Here is a 20,151-nt window from a genome sequence, read left to right as displayed (position 1 = left end):
CAGTAAAATTTATGGGCGAAATGGAACTGTATTGGCTAATCGTCATCGTCGCAATAGCTGCCGGACTCATCGTATGGCTCTTCCATCGCAAGTACAACATGGAGACAAACAGGCTGACAGCACAACTGGAGGCGGCCACTGAGAAGCTGGCAGACCTGCAAGAGGAGCAGAAAGAAGCCATCCGTATCCGTGCCGAACTGGAGACACGCTTGCAAGCTACCACTTCCGAATTGGAGCGCGAAAGGAAACGCTCCGGACAAATATCCGAAGAGATGCAAGCCCTCTTCAAAGCCACGGCATCGGAGATACTCGAAGACAAGACGCGGAAGCTATCCGGGATGAACGAAGAGCGCATCGGTGAAATACTCAAACCGCTGAGCGAACGCATCAAGCTATTCGAAGAAAAAGTCGAAAAGAGCTACAATGAAGAAGCCCGCGAGCGTTTCTCTCTGGCCAAAGAGCTGCAAAAGCTCATCGAGCAGAACAGCCGGCTCAGCGATGATGCCAACAACCTGACCCGTGCACTCAAAGGCGACTCCAAAGTACAGGGCGACTGGGGCGAAATGATCCTCGAAAACCTCCTCCGCCGCAGCGGTTTGACCGAAGGAGAAGAGTTCTTCATCCAAGAGACGCTGACCGATGATGAAGGGCGTACCCTTCTTCACGATGAGACGGGCAGACGGATGCGTCCCGACGTGATCGTCCGCTACCCGAACGGTCAGGAGGTGATCATCGACAGCAAGGTGTCCCTTACGGCCTATGCCTCCTTCGTCGCCTCCGAGGACGAAGCCGAGCGCAAACGGCTGCTGGGAGAGCACATCGCCAGCATCAGCCGGCATATAGATGAGCTGGCAAGCAAAAGCTATCAGGACTATTGCGACAAAGCTCCTGAATTTGTGATGCTCTTCATCCCGAACGAACCGGCTTATACGCTGGCTCTGCGAGAAAAACCCACCTTATGGGATCAGGCCTACAACAAACGCGTACTGCTCATGAATCCGACCAACCTGATCGCAGCTTTGCGGATGGCTCTGGATCTATGGCAGCGCGACCGGCAAGTGAAAAATGTGCAGCGAATCGTAGAGCAAGCCAACGGGTTGTACGATAAGTTCTGCACCTTCGCCGAGACACTCATTCGTGCCGAGGAACAAGCCCAAAACACTGTTGCCACACTTGCCAAAGCCCGCGGTCAATTGGTCGAGGGCCGCAGCAACATCGTCGGGCGCATCGAAAAGATGCGCAGTCTCGGCCTTTCGCCCAAAAAGAATGTACCGGCATCGTTCCGTCCTGAAGCGGAAGAGTTGCCGGAAAACGAATAATCCTCCCCCTCCTATTCTTTCCCTTTCCGATATGATTAGCAAGAACACCCTCCGAACTTTACTCCTGTGGCTGATCCCAGTAGCCATGACCTTCCAAACCCAAGCGGCACATACCGTTTCGTCCGATACACTCCGTCTCGACAAGGGCTGGGAATTCAGCCGCCACGATAGCACGGCATGGCTGCCGGCCACAGTGCCCGGAGTCGTGCAGTACGACCTTATCCGTCACGGTTTGCTACCCGACCCCAACTACAGACTTCAGGAGGAAGAGGCACAGTGGCCGGAAGAGCACGACTGGGACTATCGGCTGCTCTTCTCCATCACGGAACAGCAGCTCCGAAGCCCACGGGCCATCTTCATGGCAGAAGGGCTGGACACCTACGCCGCCGTACTCCTCAATGGGAAAAAGATAATGGAGAGCCGCAATATGTTCGTCGGCAGGGAAGCGGATATAACCGGTCTGCTGCGACAAAGCGGAAACGAACTGCTGATCCGCTTCCGCTCCCCCATGAAAGAAGTACGCCCTCTGAGACAGCGCGATGGCTTCGACTACCCTGCAGACAATGATCATCACAGCGAAAAACTAAGCGTATACACCCGAAAAGCACCCTACCACTATGGCTGGGACTGGGGGCCTCGACTCGTAACCACAGGCATTTGGCGACCTGTCGGCATACGTTTCGAAGGGGCGGTAGCCTTCGCATCGAAGCCGGAGATCACCTACACGCTGACAGAAGATGCTCAGGTAAACTGCCTCTTCCCCCTCTCTTGGAACGAGCAAAAAGATCTTTCTGTCCGTTTGGTCGTGGAGCTGTACAGCCCGAATGGGCGGCAAGTACACAGCGAAGAGCTGACGGCAAGCTATGGACAGCCCACCTGTGGCACCTCTTTCACCGTATCATCCCCCGATCGGTGGATGCCCAATGGGATAGGCCTGCCCCTGATGTACACACTCGTTGCCCGTCTTCAGGACAAAGACGGCACCACGTGGCAGACCTACCGAACCCAAATAGGATTCCGAACCGTGGAGTTTGTCCGTGAAGAGGATACCCACGGGCGCAGCTTCTTCTTCCGTATCAACGGCAAGCCTCTATACATGAAGGGAGCCAACTATATCCCCGGCACCATGATGCTGTCCGCACGCACGGAGGAGTATTGGCAGGAGCTTTTCCGCTCCGTCTCGGAAGCGAATATGAATATGCTGCGCGTATGGGGAGGCGGTATATACGAGGACGAACGTTTCTATGAGTTGGCCGATGCAAATGGGATCCTCATTTGGCAGGATTTCGCTTTTGCTTGCACGCCCTATCCCGGCGACGAGGAATTCCTTCGGAATGTGAGAGAAGAAGCCGACTACAACATCCGCCGCTTGCGCGAACACCCCTCTCTGGCTCTCTGGTGCGGCAACAATGAAATACGAGAAGGCCTCAAATACTGGGGTTGGCAGAAACGCTTCGACCGCTCCACCTATCAGCAGTTTCTCACCGACTACGACCAGCTGTTTTGCAGACTCCTGCCGGAGCGTGTGGCAGCATTGGATCCCACACGCGCCTATATCGAGACATCCCCCGACACGGCTAACTGGGGAGGCCCCGCCACCTTGGCTTTGGGCGACAGCCACTACTGGGGGGTGTGGTACGGACGCGAACCATTCGGTATCCTGCGAGAGAGGATACCGCGTTTCATGAGCGAGTTCGGATTTGAAAGTTTCCCCGAAAGAAAAACGCTCGAGAGCTTTGCATGGGCGGAAGACATGCAGCTCGACTCCCCGGTCATGAAAGCCAGACAGAAGAGCAGCGTGGGCAACGAAATCATACTCGAATATATGCGGCGCGACTATCCCGAGCCGAAAGACTTCGATGATTTCGTATTCAAATCACTCATCATGCAGGGACAAGGTATGCGCATCGGATTGGAAGCCCAACGAGCGGCCAAACCCTACTGCATGGGTAGTCTCTACTGGCAACTCAACGATGCATGGCCGGCCATCTCATGGTCCGGCATAGACTACTACGGGAACTGGAAACCGCTACACTATCAGGTACGCAGAGCTTTCGAACCCGTTATTATCGTTCCTGATGCCGAACGGCACACGATCAGCATCGTATCGGATGCTCCCGAAGCCAAAGGAGAGGATCGGATGGCACTGCGCATCGAGCCGATCGGCTTCGAGGGGAAACGCTATCCGACTTTCTGGGTGAGGAATATCGAAGTAGACAACGAACACCCCACCGTCCTGCCATTCCGGATCGAACAATGGCTGCCACAAGAATTGCAGCGAACGAGCCTGCTTCGCCTGTCGCTTGTGGAGGATGTGGGAGAAGCATACGGCGAAGTCTGGGCCTCCACGCTGTATTATCATCATTCGCCCAAGGATCTGCTCCTTCCTGCGGCTCCTCCTGTCACGCAAGAGCTTCGCCGGACAGGCCTGAGGACTTGGGAACTGACGGTGCGGTCGCCCTATTTGGTGAAGGATCTGTTTGTGGAGACGGATGCACTCGGAGCGCGATTCTCCGACAATGCTTTCGATTTGCTCCCGAACGAAGAGCGCAGGCTCACGATCACTCTGCCCACCGATAGTGCGGAACAGCCGGCCATCCGTCTGCGGCACTTATAAAAACGGAGGACGGAGACTATCGTTCCAAGTCGCTACCGTCGAAAGAAAAGGGCAGCAACAGACGCACATCCGGCACCCTGACAGCCTCCTCTTCCCCGACCATCAGGATCGGGAAAGGACGATGGCGGCTACAAACCTCCAGCATCACCTGACGGCAAGCCCCACAGGGCGTGATCAGGGGCACACGTCCCGAAGCGGAAAAAGCCACGAGCACCATCTCCCTCACGGCTGCCTCCGGATACCTGGCTCCGGCATAGAAGAGCACCGTACGCTCGGCACATAGTCCGGACGGATAGGCCGCATTCTCCTGATTGCTGCCGGAGAGGATCTCCCCATTGTCGAGCAAAACAGCCGCCCCCACCGAAAAGCGACTATAAGGCGCATATGCCGATCGGGCTGCCTCGATGGCGGCAGCTTCCAGACGGAGCACATCGGCCGAAAATGCCGATCGGGGGACTATATCATAAGGCGTGGAAAGAGTTTTACGGAGCATAAATCTGATTTTTCGTTTCCTCAAAAATATAACAAATCCGACAGAATCGGCTACACGCCGGCAGTCACTAAAAAGCGATCGGGTACAGATAAGCGCGCAGCCTGTCTGTACCCGATCGGATGGTGGAGCTGGAGGGAATTGAACCCTCGTCCAAACATGGAATCAATATGCTTTCTACATGTTTAGTTTCACTTGGAATTTTCGTGAGCGAGCGGAGGCTGAAACGACCCAGTGCCCGATCCTTATCTCCCGTTGGATCTGACCACAGGCAGGAAGCCATCCTGTGGCGGTTCCCGATTTGTTAGCACCGCACTATCGAGCTGCTTCGGGACAAGAGCTGCTCGGGCGATGTCTCGTCGCTGCCACTTTGGCTGCGATGAAGCGTCTAATCTACTATTCTTCGATTACGCAGCGAGAGCGTAGTTATTTTCGCCAATTAAACTTTTGATGTCTGAGATTATAGTGCAAGCCACCCACGCACTACATGCTTACATACCGCTTCATCACGCTGTCAAAGCCGGTCAGCCCCATTGTGAGTCTCGGTTGTGAGTGCAAAGTTAGCATTATTTGCCGAAGCGGCGCAATCCTTTTCTGTCCGCTGCGTTTTGCATGCTCGTCCACCACGGATCGTTTACGCGCCGAAAAATTCGTGTTTGCTGTTCGTAAAAACATGGCGCGAGAACTTTTTCGTTTTGGTTCGGGAGCTGAAAAATTTACGCGCCAAAGCGAAAAAAATCTCGCGCCATTTTCTCAGAAAACACGCGCCACAATCGGAGCGTTTTCGGTTCGTGTTTCCGAAATCGCAGGTTACAGAGGGTCTCGATCAGGAGACCGATGGCTGCACACTCACTCTTGGGATTCTGCCTTGCAAAGCATCAGGAGTTGGCGTGCTTGCTGCTCTCCCCAGTGCGGAGCATAGGCCGGCGACACGGTGGCCGCAGCATAGCAGGACACGCTCTTCTCGGCAAAGGGGAGGGCTTTGTCCCTACCCCCTCCGAACTGTGCAGGGGTATAGAGCAGGCTTTGGGCTTGCAGGAAGTAAGCTCGCGGATTGGCCGGGTTGGCTTCAAGTGCGACAGCCAACTGTCGGCTGCTCTCCACGCCATAAGTCTGCCAGCGTTCTTGTGGATTGACCAAAAGACGCGCCGAGGCAGCCATGCTGCGCAGGCAGGCTATTTCCGACAAGTCTCCTCCGAGCGATTCGGCTTTGTCGAGCATGGATTCGGCTTCCGCGCATAGCCTATCGGCCTCGGAGGGATTGCCGAAGGCCGGGAGTATCCGGCAGTAGGCGGCATAGTAAGCAGCCATCCAGTCGGATCCATCCACGGCAGCTATCCGCGAAAAGTCCGCGGCCAATGTGGCATATTCCGTCGGTGGCACACTGTCCAGAGCAGCTACCTTTCGGCTCATCACTTCGGCATAGGCCGTTCCTTGTGCGTATGTCGCGCACAGCCCTGCAAAACCTGCGACGAGGAGCAGGGCGATTCTTCTGAAAGTTTTCATCTTGATTTGATTTTTATATCGGTGTTCATGATTTCTTGTCGGCGGTCTATTCCGAAGTTGATGAACAGACCTACCATATAAAACTGTCGGTAAGGGGTAGAGATTCTGACCGATGGATATACGCCTCCGATGGGTTTGTCCCCGAAGCGATAGCCGTAGGTGGGATCCGAATTGAACAGATTGTGCACGCTGAACACGAGTACTCCGGTGGCTTTCTTGTACTTGAACGGGTAATTGTACGAGGCACTCATGCTGAAATTGGCCGGTAGCGATGCGTTCAGATAAGCCGGGGAGGATACGTTGGGATCGTGGTAGGTCATGCCGGAACGCCAGGACATCGACACATTGAATAGTGAGCTGATAGGAGCGCACCAATACTTCAGCACGGTGGACAAGGTGTGCTTGGCCACGAAACCCGGTCGCTCCTGATCGGGCGAAAAGAGATACTGCCTGCGTGCATCGGTATAGGAATAGGAGAACCACTGCTCGAAGGCTCTGATCAGTCCGGATGCTTTCCAGAAGAAGTCCAGCCCCCGTGCATATCCCTTGCCGAGGTTGGAGGCCGTGCCATCGGGTGCCAACGTGGTCAGTCGGGAGTATGCTTTGTCATAGGCTTGGAGGCGCAGTACTTGTGTACGTGAGGGTCGCCACTCATAAGTCAGATTATACTGCCGGGAGTGTTCGCGCTTTTGCGGTACAATGCCATGGGTGAGGTAGTAGTCGCCGGGGGCGGCATAGCCTCCTGCATCCAGCGTGATCCGGCTCGAACCGGAGAGCTTGTAGGTGGCTGACAAACGGGGTAGGACAATGGCCGACTCGGTAAGTCCGGAATACTCGGCGCGCAATCCGGCTGTAGCGGAGATCCGATTAGACAGAGGGAAGAGGGCTTCGGCATAGGCTGCAACAAGGTGTTCCCGAAGGGTGGGCAAGGCTGATGATTTTTCCTCCCGAACAGAGGACTTGGCTTCGCTATATGTATAATCGAATCCGTAGGAGAGCCTCCAGGTCTTGATCCGAGAATCGAAGCGAAGGCGGACATTGGCATCGCGTTCTACAGTGCGGAAAGTACTCTCCATGTCCGGCTCGATTTCGAGCTGCCGGTGCAGCCGGTTGCGGTCTTCGCTATAGCCGGCGGAGAGGATGGATGTCGTTTTGCCTCCCTGGAAGTCATGCCTCCAGACAACCATCCCGAATCCATAGGAGTTTCGTCCCGTGTAGAGCATGTATGCCGTTGCAGGGGACGGTATTCGCAGAGCCGAAGAGGAAAGATCGTGCACGAAGAGAAAAAGCCCCTTCACCTCATCTTGCGGAGTCGGGTTCCATATCGTCCGAGCATTGTAGGCATAGGAGCGGTTGGTACCGGGCAGTTTGTACTCCGGCTTGAGCAGCAGACGGATATAGGCGGCATCGCTCGCTGAGGCATTCTGCTCTATATAGAACCGATTCGACTTGGAAAGATGCCCGACCCCACCGTTTACAAAAAGTGGGGATATTCCTATCGCAACGGATGAGGGGGACTTCCCTGCCAAACGGAGCTGGAGCAGTCCGCTCAGTGCGCCACCTTCCGTGGCTCCATAGCCTCCGGTGGAGAGCGAAAGGCCACTGAACATCCCCGTCTCGAAACGAGATCGGGCAGGTGTGTCGAACCTGTTCTTGCCGAAAAAACGCTTCACCCGTACGCCTTCTATCGTCACGGCCGTTTCCCAAGAGGCTCCTCCACGAACGAAAAATCCCTCACGGTCGCCCACATCCTGCAAGCCGGGTGTCTGGCGCAAGGCCATCGAGAGATCTCCGTTGCCACTGGGATTGGTGTACACATCCATGGGATTGAGCACCGTCTTGTTCTGCTTGCCTCCCACTCCGAAAGCGGAGACGCTGACGACGACTTCGGAGAGCTTGTAATCATCGGTCTCGCGCAGTCGGATGCGGATGTTCTCCGTCGGATCTCCCTTCCGAATGGTGAGCGTGTCGGAGTGATAATTGATATGCGAAGCCACGAGACGCACCGGGAAAGTGCCGGTCGTCGTAAAACGAAAGCGTCCGAGGCTGTCGGTGGCCATACCGTCGAAGCTGTTGATGGGATAGACATTGGCCAAAACGATAGGTCGGCCTTTGGTGTCGGTGACTGTACCGGCTATCTGTCGTTGAGCAGTGAGAGATACAGGGATGCAAAGGGTGAGGAGAAGCCTGATCAGGCTCCTCGATATTAAGTGCTTCATTTTCTTAAATGATTGGTTCTAAGAGGGATTCACTATTGTCCGAATCCCCGATGTGGACAAGTCTTTTTCTTTTTCGATTAGCGAGTAGAGTTTGTCGGCAGGTAGGACTTGAGTGCTTCGAAATGTGCGGAGAAGGCCTCACGGCCGGCATCGGTGGCTCGGCAGGTGGTACGCGGACGTTTGCCGTTGTAGCCTTTTTCTATTTCGATGTAGCCGGCAGTGCTCAGTTTGTCCAGTTGTACACTGATGTTGCCCGAAGTAGCCCCCGTCACCTCCTTGAGGTAGAGGAAGTCGGCCTCCTCCACACTCATGAGGACGGACATGATGGCCAACCTCAATTCGGACATGAGCAGCGGGTCGAGTGGTCTAAGCATCGTGCAGAATTTTTCGTTCGAGGTAGCAGAGGTAGTGTCCCGGCACGCAATGCATCAGGAAGAAGGTAAGACCGAAGATCAGCACCATCAGTTTTCCGCTCATAGGCACCACCAGAAGGGTATAACCCATGAGTATGCCGAATATGGAGCTGTATTTGAGCAGCGTTACCTTGTGGGAGAATCCGGTGATGGCCGTAGCGATTCCTACGAGAATGAGTACGAGGGGAAGAATAGCCAACGGGAAGCGATAAGCCAGTATGCTCAATGCTGTAACATTCAGCCCGATGATTATCCATGTCGTGTCTATAAATCGGTCTATCTGCGTGCGTGCATGTGCTTCCTTCTGTTTCTTCCTGCTATGAATAAAGGTCAGACACCCACCTACTATCGGGATCAGCATCCACAGGTAATTGGCCCGGTAACCGATATGAGGGTAAACGAAAAGGATCAGCAGACTGGTGGCAAAGGTAACGTATCCCCATATCAGGCTGGGAATGCCTGCTCCGCGGATCAGTCGTTTGCGCGTCTGCTCGAGCATCTTCTCGATCATCTGTACGCTTTCTCGGGGTGTAAGTTGTTTCTCTTCCATTGTTTCGCTATCTGTTAGTGGTTTGTATTCCGTTTGAAAATGCCTTGCGGAGGCATTTCTTACCGCTCCTGATGCAAATATAAATTAGTTTATATCATAAACCAAATATAAATGAGAAAATTTTTGCGCAGGAGGGAGAAGATCAAGGAAGGCGAGAGAATATTTTCCGCCGGCGGATATAGAATTGGAAGACAATGGAATAGGGCTTCATCGGTGCCGGGATGGAGCCGAGGAGAAGATTCTCGGAACGGGAAGCGGAGAAGTCCGGTCGCATACGGCGGAAGTCGCGGCGTGCACGAAAAACGGCCTGCATATGGCGGAATTTGCCGGTGAGCAAGAAAACCATGGCGGAGAGGAAATCCAACAGAGCGCGGATGCGCATGGTGGGTTTGAGAGCTGTTTCCGGCAAATTCTTGTACAGCATCAGCAGATTGTTTCGGAAGTTGAGATACACTTTGCGCGGATTTTTCATGTCGAGGCTGCCTCCTCCCAAATGGAAAACAGTAGAGCCGGGTGCTACGGCTATGCGCCAGCCACGGCTATGGAGCCGCCAGCAGAGGTCTATCTCCTCCTGATGAGCAAAAAAACGAGGATCCAGCCCTCCTACCGCCATATACACCTGTCGGCGGATGAAAAGGGCTGCGCCGGAAGCCCAGAATACCTCTGTCGTATCATCATATTGGCCGGTATCAGTTTCTACTGTGTCGAAGATACGCCCGCGACAGAAGGGATAGCCCCAGCGGTCTACATAGCCGCCGGCTGCACCGGCATACTCGAACGCGTGCTTGTCTCGAAGAGCGCGGATTTTGGGCTGGACGGCGGCAACATCGTTTCGCTCTCGGAGCAATGCAAGCGGAGCATCCAGCCACCCCTCGGTCACCTCCACATCGCTATTGAGCAGCACCACGCAGTCGCATTCGGTCTGTGCGATGGCGCGGTTGTAGCCTTCGGCAAAGCCGTAGTTCTCCGGGAAAAGGATCAGCTCCACCTGTGGATACCTGCGACGGAGAAATTCCACGGAGTCGTCCGTGGAGCCATTATCAGCTACGATGAGGCGCGCCGATTGTCGTGGCGTATGTGCTATAAGAGAGGGGAGGAACTCCTCCAGCATCTTACGCCCGTTCCAATTGAGGATGATGACTGCGGTTGTCATGACTGGGGGGTATTATGCAGTCGGGGACGTTTCCAACGGCGGTGGCTCCAAAGCCATTGCGACGGATCGCGACGGATAGTGGTCTCCATCAGGCGGACATATTGCTCCGTAATACTGCCTTCGGGACTGTTATCCTGAGGATGGTGCAGGAGCTTGATGGTGCCGGTGAAAGCATCGCGCCCCGTTTTCTCCACATCCATATAGACTACGGGCAGAGAGAACTTGCGGCTAAGCTTCTCCGTCCCATTGAAGAAAGCCGTTTCTCTGTCGAAGAAAGTAGTCCAGTATGAGCCGGCATAGGCCGGACTTTGGTCGGCTATGAAGATAACCAGCGGAGTCTCTGTCGGAATAGGATTGCGGACAAGCCGGAGGAGCTCGCGCGGCACATCGTGTTTGGCTATCCCACGCGAACCGAATCGCTCCCGTATGCGATGCATGAGCAGATCGGAAGAAGTGCTTTTCAACGGGCGAAAGATCTGATAGATCTGCAAGCCCAAATCTTTGATGATGGCCTGACTGCCGGAAAAATACTCCCAGTTGCCGAAATGCCCCATCATCAGGAGAATGGCCGGGTGCCCTTCGGCTCGCAAGCGGATCAGGACATCAAGATTCTCGAATGAGATGTGGCGGCGGAGTTGTGCCTCTGAATAAGTCAGGAGTTTGAAAGAACTCAGGATTTGGTACGTGAAATTATAGTAGAATCGGCGTTCGATGCGGCGTATTTCCGGTAAAGATTTCTCGGGGAAACAGCGAGTCAGATTGTCACGCACCACTTTTCTCCGGTAGCGAACGACTGTGTGCAGTAGCCCTGCCAGGATACGGCTCTGCAACCGCACCATCCATAGCGGCAGCACTGCCTGCATATACGTCAGGCCTAACAGCAAATAATAGGAAAAGGGAGGTGTCGCTTTCATTGGAATACGGTATCGGCTGTCAGCACATATTCACCGCTTGCATCGGTTTTGCCCAATACGACCTCTTCCACCTTGCCGACAGAATCTGCAGCATAGGGAGCCGCTACGCGGACGTAGTTCTCCGTGAAGCCCTGCATCAGTCCCTCGTGGCAAACATCCTCCCACAGCACTCGCCGGTGCGTCCCCTCTTGGGAGCGATAAAACTCGGCAAGCCGGAGATCGGACAGATCCAGCAGGCTGCGGCTACGGCGTTGCTTCTCTCGAGCATCTACCTTATAAGGTATTTGCAGAGCTTGGGTGCCGGGACGCTCCGAATAGGTGAAAACGTGCAGGCGGCTGAAAGAAATCTTCTCCCGTAGGAAGCTGTAGCAGTCTTCGAAGAATTCGGGCGTCTCTCCTCTCGTACCTACAATGACGTCTATCCCGATGAAGGCATGGGGCAATGCCCTGCGGATATGCTCCACTCGCTCCCGAAAGAGAGCCGTGTCGTACCGGCGGCGCATGAGCTTGAGTACATCGTCGGATCCGCTCTGAAGCGGCATATGGAAATGCGGAGCGATACGGCATGCCGAGGCACAGAACTCGATAAGCTCATCCGAAAGAAGATTTGGCTCGATAGAACCGATTCGGTATCGTTCGATGCCTTCCACTTGATCCAGAGCACGCAAGAGGTCGAGGAATGTCTCCCCCGTACTGCGCCCGAAATCTCCTATATTGACCCCCGTAAGTACGATCTCCTTTCCTCCCTCTGCAGCTACGGCCTCGGCCTGCCGAACGAGAGACTCTACCGACCCGTTTCGGCTTCGTCCGCGAGCTTTGGGTATCGTACAGTAAGAGCAGTGATAGTCGCATCCGTCCTGTACTTTGAGGAAATGGCGTGTGCGGTCGTCCGCCGAACAGCCGGGTTGGAATTTGCGAATATCCTTTGTAGGGGTCGTGAGAATAGTCTGCTCGGCAAAGCCTTGTATCGGTCTTTGGCTGAGGATATTTACGAGGTCGAGCTTTTCATCGGCTCCCAGCACGATGTCCACTCCCTCTATTCGAGCTATATCCTCCGGTTTGAGCTGGGCATAGCAGCCGGTGACGATCATCAACGCACCCGGATGCTCTTTATGTAACTTGCGAATGGCATTGCGGCATTTCTTATCGGCCAACTCCGTTACGGAGCATGTATTGACCACGCATATATCGGCCTTTTCGCCCTCTCGCACGGGTCGTACGCCCTGCTCAGCGAGAGCTTTTCCGATAGTCGAGGTCTCTGCGAAGTTCAGCTTGCAGCCGAGAGTCAGGAAAGCCGCTTTTTTGTTTTCAAAGATGAAAGCATCTGTCATACCACGCAAATTTACTGCTTTTTGAGACGGTGGGACAGATATTTCGGCTTTCTCCACCCAAAAACGGATCTGTTTTGGCGCGACCAACCTGATTAAAATTCGAAAAACATTGCCAATCTCGAATAAAAACCTTTTCTTTGCAGACGCAAACCTCAGCATGGTTCGTTGGCCGAGTGGTTAGGCAACGGTCTGCAAAACCGTCTACGGCGGTTCGAGTCCGCCACGAACCTCTTCAAAAGGTCTCTTAAGCTACAGAGCTTGAGAGGCCTTTTTTCTTTTCCCTTTTCTTTATTTTGCTTTCTGGATGACGCGCAGGAAGCGTAGAACGGGACTGTACCGCTCTCGTGAAATACGAAAACGAAATGGAGGCTTATGCCATACTCCATTCTATAGCCTATAGGGGTACCCGAAGTTCTGAGAGGAAAAGGCTCTATCTGCGCCAGAAAGCAGGGTGGAGAATGGAAATAACGGTGAAAACTTCCAGACGTCCGGTGAGCATCAGGAAAGAAAGAATCCACTTGGAGAAGTCTCCGGCCTGACTGAAGTTGCCGTAGTAGTCGCCGAATCCGGGACCCACGTTACCCATGGCCGATACGGCCGAACCGACTGCAGCGACAAAGTCCATGCCATCAAGCGTGAGGAGGATGATGCTGCAGAAAATCAGCAGGAAATAGAGAAAAGCAAAGGCGAGTACCTGACTGACCAATGGTCCCGTGATGATAATCCCATTGATTCGTACCGGTACCATCAGATTGGGGTGAGTACGCTTCTTGAATTCGTTGCGCAGGTTTTTCATCAGGACAACGAGGCGACTGATTTTGATCCCTCCCGTCGTCGATCCGGCACAGCCGCAGACAATCATCATCACGATAGCTATACTCCAAAAGAAAGGCCCCCACGAGAAATAATCGGCCGTAGTATAGCCGGTGGTACTGATGATGGAATAGGTTTGGAAGAGTGCATGTCGGAAGTTTTCCTCCAAGCTCGGATATTCCCCCCTATACAAAAGCCATAGTGTCGTGATCAAAACGGCACAAAGGGTCAGGACGACAAAAGTGCGCATTTCCTCATCACGAATCAGTTTCCTGGGTTTCCCTACCAGCAGAAAGTACTGAAGCGTGATGCTTAGGCTGCCGTAGAACATGAAAAACGAGGTGACATACTCTATGTATGAGGATTGAAACTCCGCGATACTGCTGTTGCGCGTGGAGTAGCCTCCCGTGGAAATGCATGTAAAAGCGTGGCAAATGGCATCGAACAGCCCCATCGGTCCCAACCAGAGGAGGAGAATCAGCACGGTAGTACTCAGGATATAGACACCACAAAGCCGACGTGCCACCTGACGGATGCGTGGCAGAAAACGATCGTGGATGATGCCCGTAGTTTCCGCATTGTATATCTGCGAAACGGCACTTCCGGCACCGAGCATTGGGAGCAGCCCTACCGTAAAGACTACGATACCGATACCGCCCTGCCACTGCATAATGCTACGCCAAAAAAGAATGCCTCGGGGCAAAGACTCTACCTCGGGGAATATCGTGGCTCCTGTGGTCGTGAAGCCGGACATGGTCTCGAAGAAAGCATCCGTCACGGAGGGAGTATATCCACCGAAAACAAAAGGAAGCATGCCGACAAGCGATAGGATCAGCCACGTCAGCGTGACAGTAAGCATCCCTTCGCGCCGACTTGCGTTGTTCATACGAGCACGGCACCCCAGCAGGTAAAAACAGGAACCTACCGCAGCCATCACTCCTATGGTGTAAACAAAAGGCAGCAGATCGCTCCCCTTGTAGTAGACGGATATGCCCAGACAAATCAACAGAAAGAGAATCTCGGACAGGCATAGAGTGCCTACCACCTTGAAGACGAATTTGAAATTGATGTGCTGCAACATACTGCCCAGACTTGGCAATGAGGAAGATTAGCCGAAGAAATCTCTCAGAATATTCAACGGTGTATTCAAGCAGAATACGACGACATGGTCATATGGTTCGATCACTGTATCGCCATGGATCATTTGTGGAACACCATTGCGCACCATGCCGCCGAACGTTATTCCCTCCGGAATGTTCAGGTCTTTCACAGGTCGTTTGGTAACGGGTGCTCCGCGGTGCGCTACGAGTTCGGCTACGTCAGCATTGGCGAGTGTCAGGCACTTCACCGTACTCGTGTCTTCGCCAAGGAATATGCGGAAAATGGAGCCGGCAGCCAAAAGTTTTTTGTTGATAAGCGTACCGATGTCAAGACGGTCAGCTAACGAAATGTAGTCTATATTCTCCTCCTTGGCAATGGTCTTGAATACGCCGAAACGCTTGGCCCCCAAGCAGGCGAGGACATTCGTCTCAGAATTTTCCGTCAGAGCAATGAAAACATCGGCCTGATCCAAACCGGCTTCCAAAAGGATGTCCGAGTCTCGACCATCACCGTTGTAGACCTGCACGTTGGTGGGAGCAATGGCACTGATACGCATGCTCTTTTCCTTGTCTTTCTCGATGATCGCCACTTGTATGTTCCGCGGGATCATCTCTATGGATCGGATGGCTATGCGGCTACCACCCATGATCACCACTTTGTGGACGGGCGGATTGTCTTTGCCGGCCAGCTTGCGAATTTCATCCAATTGGTTTTGCGCCGTTGCAAAGAATACGATGTCACCGTGCAATATCTGCGTGTTTCCTTTCGGAATAATGGTATCGAGGTCACGCTTGATGGCGACAATATGGAAGATTTTGCCTTCTTTTCGAGTCAGTTCACGAAGATATTTCCCTACGATATATGCACCTTCACGAACCTTCACCCCCACAAGCACCAAGGCTCCATCGAACAGCTCCACGTATTGGCGTGCCCATGGATTTTTGATGGTCGATACGATCTCCCTTGCAGCCAAGAGCTCGGGATAAACCATCGTATGGACTCCCATATCACGGAAGTACTGTACCATATCGGGTTTCAGGAATTCGTTGTTTTTGATGCGCGCCAATGTTTTCGAAGCACCCAAGCGTGAAGCGAGGGCACAAGCCAAGATGTTGTCCGCCTCTTCCGGCATTACGCTGATGAATAGATCGGTATACTTCACATTGGCCTGAATCAAATCCGAAGGAGAAAGCGGATTGCCCACAAGAGGCAGCAGTTCCGTGCGCATAGCAGCCACTTCCAAACGTTTGGGATTGGGATCGATCAGGATGATGTTCTGGTCCTCCTGCGAAAGCATCTTTGCCAAATGTGTACCCACCTCGCCGGCACCGGCTATGACAATGTTCATCTTGCTACATTAAGATTAGTGAGATCCATATGAAGTCTCCTCCTCGCCCTCCCTCTACGAATGTAACAGAAGCTCTTCAGTCAGGCGCAACAAAGAATCTGCATCCATGCCGCAGTCAGCATATTGTTCGGGCACAGATCCTTGCTCGATAAAGCGATCGGGTACTCCCACCCGTCTGATACGGGGGCTGTAGTCATGATCGGCCATAAACTCCATGACGGCTGTCCCGAATCCACCTTGAATGCAACCGTCTTCAATAGTAACGATCGTATCGAACTTCTTCCCGATGCTGTGCAGCATATCTTCGTCAAGCGGCTTGAGGAATACCATATCGTAATGAGCAGCGGATACGCCTTTCTCGGCCAAATGCCTCACTACCTTCTGCACCATATTGCCTATCGGGCCTATGGAGAGGAAGGCAACAGCTTCACCCTCCGTCAGGCAGCGTCCTAGCCCTATTTCGACCAATCGCGGAGTGTTGTGCCAGTCCGTCAGGACGCCTTTGCCACGGGGATAACGGATCACCATGGGCCCGTTATAGCCCTTGTATGCAGTCAACATCAAATTGCGCAGTTCGTGTTCGTTCAACGGAGAAGCCACTACTATGTCCGGCACGCATCTGAGGAAAGCCATATCGAACACCCCGTGGTGTGTGGCACCGTCCTCGCCTACCAGACCGGCACGGTCGAGACAAAGCACTACATGCGCACCGGACAGGGCTATGTCATGAATCACCTGATCGTATCCTCTTTGGAGGAAAGAAGAGTATATATTGCAAAACGGGATCAGACCCTCCTTAGCCAAACCGGCCGAGAACGTGACTGCATGCCCTTCGGCGATTCCAACGTCGTACGCTCGCTTCGGGTATTTCTTCATCAGGAAAGTCATGGAGCAACCTGTCGGCATGGCCGGAGTGACCCCCACGATGCGCTCGTCCCGGTCCGCCAGCTCTACGAGCGTATGGCCGAATACATCCTGAAACTTCGGTGGCTCGGGGTTGCTCTCTACTTTCTTGCGTTCTCCCGATTTGATGTCGAATTCGCCCGGTGCATGCCAGATCGTAGCTTGTTTCTCGGCCGGAGAGTAGCCCTTACCTTTGATCGTTCGCAGGTGCAGGATCTTAGGCCCGGCCATATCCTTGATCTGATTGAGTACTTCCACCAGACGGAGTACATTATTGCCATCGACGGGGCCGAAATACCGGATGCTGAATCCTTCGAACAAATTGCTCTCGCGTGCCAGCAGTGCCTTGAAGCTGTTGTTGAAGCGCAGGAGGTTCTTTCTGTTCGTCTCGCTGATCAGATTGATTTTTCGCAAGCCCTTATAAAGGTCGTAGCGAATCGTATTGTACGTCTTGCTGGTGAGAATGTCCACCATATAGCGGTTCAGCCCTCCGACATTCCTGTCGATGGACATATTATTGTCATTGAGGATGATCAGCAGATTGTTCGGAAAAGAGGAAGCATTATTCAATCCTTCAAAAGCCATTCCTCCTGTCATGGAGCCGTCTCCTATGACGGCTATCACCTTCCGCTTCTCTTCCTTGACAGCCGAAGCCACCGCCATCCCGAGTGCTGCAGAGATAGAGTTGGAGGCATGTCCTGCAGGGAAAGTATCGTATTCGCTTTCTTTTGGAGAAGGGAAACCGCTGACGCCTCCCCATTGGCGCAATTGTCGGAAGGCTTCGCGCCGGCCTGTCAGGATCTTATGGCTATAGGCCTGATGCCCCACGTCCCATACGATCCGGTCGTAGGGCGTATCGAATACATAGTGCAAAGCCACCGTAAAATCCACCGCGCCCAAGCTGGATCCAAGATGACCGGGGGTCACCGACAGCACCTCCAAGATGTAGCGGCGCAGTTCGCGGCACACTTGTGGCAGCTGTTCAGGTTTCAGTGCGCGAAGATCAGCCGGGGAATTTATATGATCGATTAGAGTCGTTAGACGGACTTCCATCTTGATACTTTTTCGTTTCTACAAAGGTAATCATATCGGATTATTATCAAGACCTCCTATACTCCACGATCAGGGCAATCGCATTTGAACCACTAATGTACATCTAAACCTCATGATTGCTACGTTCAATTATCAAAACAACCATGATTTCATATGTCAGAGATTCAAATTCTATAGGGAAGAGACTAAAAATTTTCAAATGCGATAGCCCTGACACCACGATCGGAGCGTTTTTCAGTTCATAAGACCGAGGCGAGAGATCATAGGCTATTCCGCCTGCTCCATGAAGAAAAAAAAGAATCCTGCACGAATGACTTGAGACAAACAAATCGTTCGTACAGGATACGATTGGATCATATCGGCTTTGACCGTTAGGGAGCGAGTACCTTAACGATGCTTTCGCCTGCTCGTACGATATATATACCGGATGAAACCGCAATATCATGATCGGCAAAAGCAGCCTCATTATAAATCCGACGCCCTTGCATATCGTACACCTGAAGAGATGTGCCCACAGGAGCACCTGCTATGAATATCCGACCGGCAGCAGCCCAAATACGGATGTCATGGAACATGGGAGCAGCCAGAGAGGTTACTACCGGTTTGTTGTCTTTGAGATACGGCCAACCGTTGTTCACGTCATTTGCCTGAAGCCAGGGAGCAGGATTTTGATCTGCATTGAGCTTGGCAGCCATATCGGCCGTCTTCATTGCCGCTTCCGGCATACCTGCGATGGCAGGGATTTCGACGCCGTTCCCTATGCCGACCATACCCGGGTTTTGTTCGTTGTTGTAGAAGCAACCGTCGTATTTGCAGTTCATGGATTCGTCTGCCGTCATACCGACAAAAGCACCCGGATTTTTCCCACCTGTTACTTTGGCTGACACGTAGCAGTGCTTGGCAATGAAGTTGGCTGATACCTGACCGGCAAACCCTCCGAGAACGGCTTGATCACCACTGTCGAGCGATGCGACTTCCACATTGAGAGCATAGCAGTTGGAGAAAGTAGACTCGGTTCCGGGGAAGAAAGCAAAGTTTACGCCGACAAATCCACCGATCAACCCGACGTCTGCGATCACCTTGCTATCGGCCACGAAGCAATTAGTCACCTCGCAGAGGTTATAAGCCTGTGAAATGAAAGCTCCACTTTGTCCCTGGCTATAGACTTCCACACGAGTAGCAGAGCTGTTTTCAATCCTCGACTCATTCAAAAGGCCTCCGACCAAAGAGCCGGCACCACTACCACCGAAGCTCGTTTCGAATCGGGCGGAAACCACTCGACAGTCGTAGGCATGGCAGTTGCTCACGAGCCCTTTGTTGTAGATGTTGCAAACAAGAGCTCCGGCAGGAGCAGAGCCTACGACCGTAGCATTGCGAATGATCGTATTGCGGATAACAGCCTGATTCGTTTGTCCGAAGAATCCGATAAAACCCAAGGTCGGATCACTGATCATTACACCCGATATTGTATGATTAGCTCCATCGAAAATGCCGGAAAAGGGATTGTCATTATTCTTACCAATCACCTCGTCGAAGCGATGGGCCGAAAAGTCCACGTCATTACCCAGTTTGATGGTCACGCCTTTCATGGATTTGCCGCTATTGACGAGTTTGGCCAAACCGGCAAATTGCTGTGGCGTCGTGAGGGTAAATTCCGTACCCTCTGCTGTGTACCAACTGATATCGGCATGACTGCTCCATGTCGTTTGGGGCATGGCAGCACTCCATTCGTCGGCTATATCCTGAGATTCGCGGACAGATGTGCGGTCGGAAGCGTGAATGGACTGAATCGGAGCTGTACCGGCTTGCCCCACTGCAAGAGCCGAGACGGTGGCAGCACACAGAGACAGTACGGCCATACGACCCAGTAGTTTACTTCTTTTCATACTTGTATTGGTTATAATTATTTGGTGATTTGAATAAGATATTTCGGTCGATCCTCGGTATTCAAGGACTAAAGAAAGCATTTGGGAGGAAAGGAAAACACCCTTACCGATGATTTTTCGCCCGCTAAAGTAAGGAAAACTGACTTATTATTCAAAAGGACTCCTAAAAGGCAGATATATCCGGAGTTTGATATTAAAAGTTGATCTTTTGTCTTCTCCCTTCCTTCTTGCTTCATACTTCCTTGGCAAAAATAGGAATCAAAAAAGGAGAGAGTCTCTGTATGTTAGAGACTCTCTCCTTGACTCGGGGAAATAATACCCCTCTTCTTCTTAAAAAACGGCGGCGTCCTACTCTCCCACTATTACGCAGTACCATCGGCACCGTTGGGCTTAACTTCTCTGTTCGGAATGGGAAGAGGTGGATCCCCAACGTTATAACCACCTGAATACCTCTAAAAAAGGCAATCGACATATCGAAAGACTAAGAAATAAAATCATCTTGTAAAGCGCTTTATCCAAGCAAACCTATACCGCG

General features: G+C 52.8%; 15 protein-coding genes, 1 tRNA gene, 1 rRNA gene and 1 other RNA gene. 3 read left to right on the top strand and 15 right to left on the bottom strand.

The window, feature by feature from the left end:
- Positions 1 to 20: 20 nt before the first annotated feature.
- Together rmuC and F452_RS0104930 are read left to right on the top strand one after the other, a co-directional pair.
- Complete coding sequence (gene rmuC / locus F452_RS0104935) at positions 21 to 1,319, top strand: DNA recombination protein RmuC (RefSeq protein WP_026292203.1); 1,299 nt, start codon at positions 21 to 23, stop codon at positions 1,317 to 1,319.
- Positions 1,320 to 1,350: 31 nt separating this feature from the next.
- The gene (locus tag F452_RS0104930; RefSeq protein WP_018965126.1) at positions 1,351 to 3,936 is read left to right on the top strand and encodes a beta-mannosidase; all 2,586 of its coding nucleotides are present in this window, start codon (positions 1,351 to 1,353) and stop codon (positions 3,934 to 3,936) included.
- 16 nt (positions 3,937 to 3,952) lie between these two features.
- Here the strand turns inward: F452_RS0104930 and cdd are convergent, their stop codons facing one another.
- The 10 genes from cdd to mtaB all read right to left on the bottom strand — a co-directional run bounded on the left by cdd (position 3,953) and on the right by mtaB (position 12,512).
- Positions 3,953 to 4,429 (bottom strand): cytidine deaminase, encoded by a 477-nt coding sequence (cdd, locus tag F452_RS0104925; protein ID WP_018965125.1) that lies wholly within the window; start codon positions 4,427 to 4,429, stop codon positions 3,953 to 3,955.
- Positions 4,430 to 4,549: 120 nt separating this feature from the next.
- Positions 4,550 to 4,958: a transfer-messenger RNA gene (gene ssrA / locus F452_RS11425) on the bottom strand.
- Positions 4,959 to 5,060: 102 nt separating this feature from the next.
- On the bottom strand, positions 5,061 to 5,153 hold the full coding sequence (locus tag F452_RS12690; RefSeq protein WP_230587988.1) for a DUF1661 domain-containing protein: 93 nt from the start codon (positions 5,151 to 5,153) through the stop codon (positions 5,061 to 5,063).
- A gap of 122 nt (positions 5,154 to 5,275) precedes the next feature.
- Positions 5,276 to 5,932: a hemophore-like protein HusA gene (gene husA / locus F452_RS0104920; protein ID WP_018965124.1), complete on the bottom strand. Its 657-nt coding sequence runs from the start codon at positions 5,930 to 5,932 to the stop codon at positions 5,276 to 5,278.
- A complete protein-coding gene (locus tag F452_RS0104915; RefSeq protein ID WP_018965123.1) occupies positions 5,929 to 8,151 on the bottom strand; it encodes a TonB-dependent receptor in 2,223 nt (740 codons plus the stop codon). Before F452_RS0104915 ends, husA begins: the two co-directional genes overlap by 4 nt.
- Positions 8,152 to 8,228: 77 nt before the next feature.
- Complete coding sequence (locus F452_RS0104910) at positions 8,229 to 8,525, bottom strand: winged helix-turn-helix domain-containing protein (protein ID WP_026292201.1); 297 nt, start codon at positions 8,523 to 8,525, stop codon at positions 8,229 to 8,231.
- Positions 8,518 to 9,114 carry a hypothetical protein gene (locus F452_RS0104905; RefSeq protein ID WP_018965121.1) on the bottom strand — a complete coding sequence of 199 codons (597 nt, stop codon included), beginning with the start codon at positions 9,112 to 9,114 and terminating at the stop codon, positions 8,518 to 8,520. Before F452_RS0104905 ends, F452_RS0104910 begins: the two co-directional genes overlap by 8 nt.
- 142 nt (positions 9,115 to 9,256) lie before the next feature.
- Complete coding sequence (locus F452_RS0104900) at positions 9,257 to 10,267, bottom strand: glycosyltransferase family 2 protein (protein WP_018965120.1); 1,011 nt, start codon at positions 10,265 to 10,267, stop codon at positions 9,257 to 9,259.
- Positions 10,264 to 11,181: a lysophospholipid acyltransferase family protein gene (locus tag F452_RS0104895; protein ID WP_018965119.1), complete on the bottom strand. Its 918-nt coding sequence runs from the start codon at positions 11,179 to 11,181 to the stop codon at positions 10,264 to 10,266. Before F452_RS0104895 ends, F452_RS0104900 begins: the two co-directional genes overlap by 4 nt.
- Positions 11,178 to 12,512 carry a tRNA (N(6)-L-threonylcarbamoyladenosine(37)-C(2))-methylthiotransferase MtaB gene (gene mtaB, locus F452_RS0104890; protein WP_018965118.1) on the bottom strand — a complete coding sequence of 445 codons (1,335 nt, stop codon included), beginning with the start codon at positions 12,510 to 12,512 and terminating at the stop codon, positions 11,178 to 11,180. The genes F452_RS0104895 and mtaB overlap by 4 nt, the downstream gene beginning before the upstream one ends.
- A 159-nt stretch (positions 12,513 to 12,671) precedes the next feature.
- Here mtaB and F452_RS0104885 point away from each other — a divergent pair.
- A tRNA-Cys gene (locus F452_RS0104885) sits at positions 12,672 to 12,742 on the top strand.
- A gap of 200 nt (positions 12,743 to 12,942) precedes the next feature.
- On the opposite strand, the gene F452_RS0104880 is transcribed toward F452_RS0104885, so the two are convergent.
- From F452_RS0104880 to rrf, 5 genes are all read right to left on the bottom strand, one after another.
- Positions 12,943 to 14,406: a TrkH family potassium uptake protein gene (locus F452_RS0104880; protein WP_018965117.1), complete on the bottom strand. Its 1,464-nt coding sequence runs from the start codon at positions 14,404 to 14,406 to the stop codon at positions 12,943 to 12,945.
- A 27-nt stretch (positions 14,407 to 14,433) separates the two neighbouring features.
- Entirely contained in the window at positions 14,434 to 15,774 is a 1,341-nt protein-coding gene (gene trkA, locus F452_RS0104875; protein ID WP_018965116.1) for a Trk system potassium transporter TrkA, read from the bottom strand.
- Positions 15,775 to 15,828: 54 nt separating this feature from the next.
- Positions 15,829 to 17,730, bottom strand: a complete 1,902-nt coding sequence (gene dxs, locus F452_RS0104870; RefSeq protein WP_018965115.1) for a 1-deoxy-D-xylulose-5-phosphate synthase — start codon at positions 17,728 to 17,730, stop codon at positions 15,829 to 15,831.
- 371 nt (positions 17,731 to 18,101) lie between these two features.
- Positions 18,102 to 19,616: a T9SS type A sorting domain-containing protein gene (locus F452_RS0104865; RefSeq protein WP_018965114.1), complete on the bottom strand. Its 1,515-nt coding sequence runs from the start codon at positions 19,614 to 19,616 to the stop codon at positions 18,102 to 18,104.
- Positions 19,617 to 19,951: 335 nt separating this feature from the next.
- A 5S ribosomal RNA gene (gene rrf / locus F452_RS0104860) occupies positions 19,952 to 20,062 on the bottom strand.
- Positions 20,063 to 20,151 lie beyond the last annotated feature (89 nt).

It is taken from the genome of Porphyromonas gulae DSM 15663, assembly GCF_000378065.1.
GTDB lineage: Bacteria > Bacteroidota > Bacteroidia > Bacteroidales > Porphyromonadaceae > Porphyromonas > Porphyromonas gulae.
The sequence above is the reverse complement of the archived record's forward strand: the minus strand, read 5'-3'. Positions and strand labels throughout refer to the sequence as shown.

Bases quoted from the DNA above. Each gene is read 5' to 3' on its own strand.
- F452_RS0104930 (WP_018965126.1), top strand. From the start codon at position 1,351: ATGATTAGCAAGAACACCCTCCGAACTTTACTCCTGTGGCTGATCCCA.
- trkA (WP_018965116.1), bottom strand. From the start codon at position 15,774: ATGAACATTGTCATAGCCGGTGCCGGCGAGGTGGGTACACATTTGGCA.
- dxs (WP_018965115.1), bottom strand. From the start codon at position 17,730: ATGGAAGTCCGTCTAACGACTCTAATCGATCATATAAATTCCCCGGCT.
- F452_RS0104865 (WP_018965114.1), bottom strand. From the start codon at position 19,616: ATGAAAAGAAGTAAACTACTGGGTCGTATGGCCGTACTGTCTCTGTGT.
- F452_RS0104895 (WP_018965119.1), bottom strand. From the start codon at position 11,181: ATGAAAGCGACACCTCCCTTTTCCTATTATTTGCTGTTAGGCCTGACG.
- husA (WP_018965124.1), bottom strand. From the start codon at position 5,932: ATGAAAACTTTCAGAAGAATCGCCCTGCTCCTCGTCGCAGGTTTTGCA.
- F452_RS0104915 (WP_018965123.1), bottom strand. From the start codon at position 8,151: ATGAAGCACTTAATATCGAGGAGCCTGATCAGGCTTCTCCTCACCCTT.
- F452_RS0104905 (WP_018965121.1), bottom strand. From the start codon at position 9,114: ATGGAAGAGAAACAACTTACACCCCGAGAAAGCGTACAGATGATCGAG.
- F452_RS0104880 (WP_018965117.1), bottom strand. From the start codon at position 14,406: ATGTTGCAGCACATCAATTTCAAATTCGTCTTCAAGGTGGTAGGCACT.
- rmuC (WP_026292203.1), top strand. From the start codon at position 21: ATGGAACTGTATTGGCTAATCGTCATCGTCGCAATAGCTGCCGGACTC.
- cdd (WP_018965125.1), bottom strand. From the start codon at position 4,429: ATGCTCCGTAAAACTCTTTCCACGCCTTATGATATAGTCCCCCGATCG.
- F452_RS0104910 (WP_026292201.1), bottom strand. From the start codon at position 8,525: ATGCTTAGACCACTCGACCCGCTGCTCATGTCCGAATTGAGGTTGGCC.
- mtaB (WP_018965118.1), bottom strand. From the start codon at position 12,512: ATGACAGATGCTTTCATCTTTGAAAACAAAAAAGCGGCTTTCCTGACT.
- F452_RS0104900 (WP_018965120.1), bottom strand. From the start codon at position 10,267: ATGACAACCGCAGTCATCATCCTCAATTGGAACGGGCGTAAGATGCTG.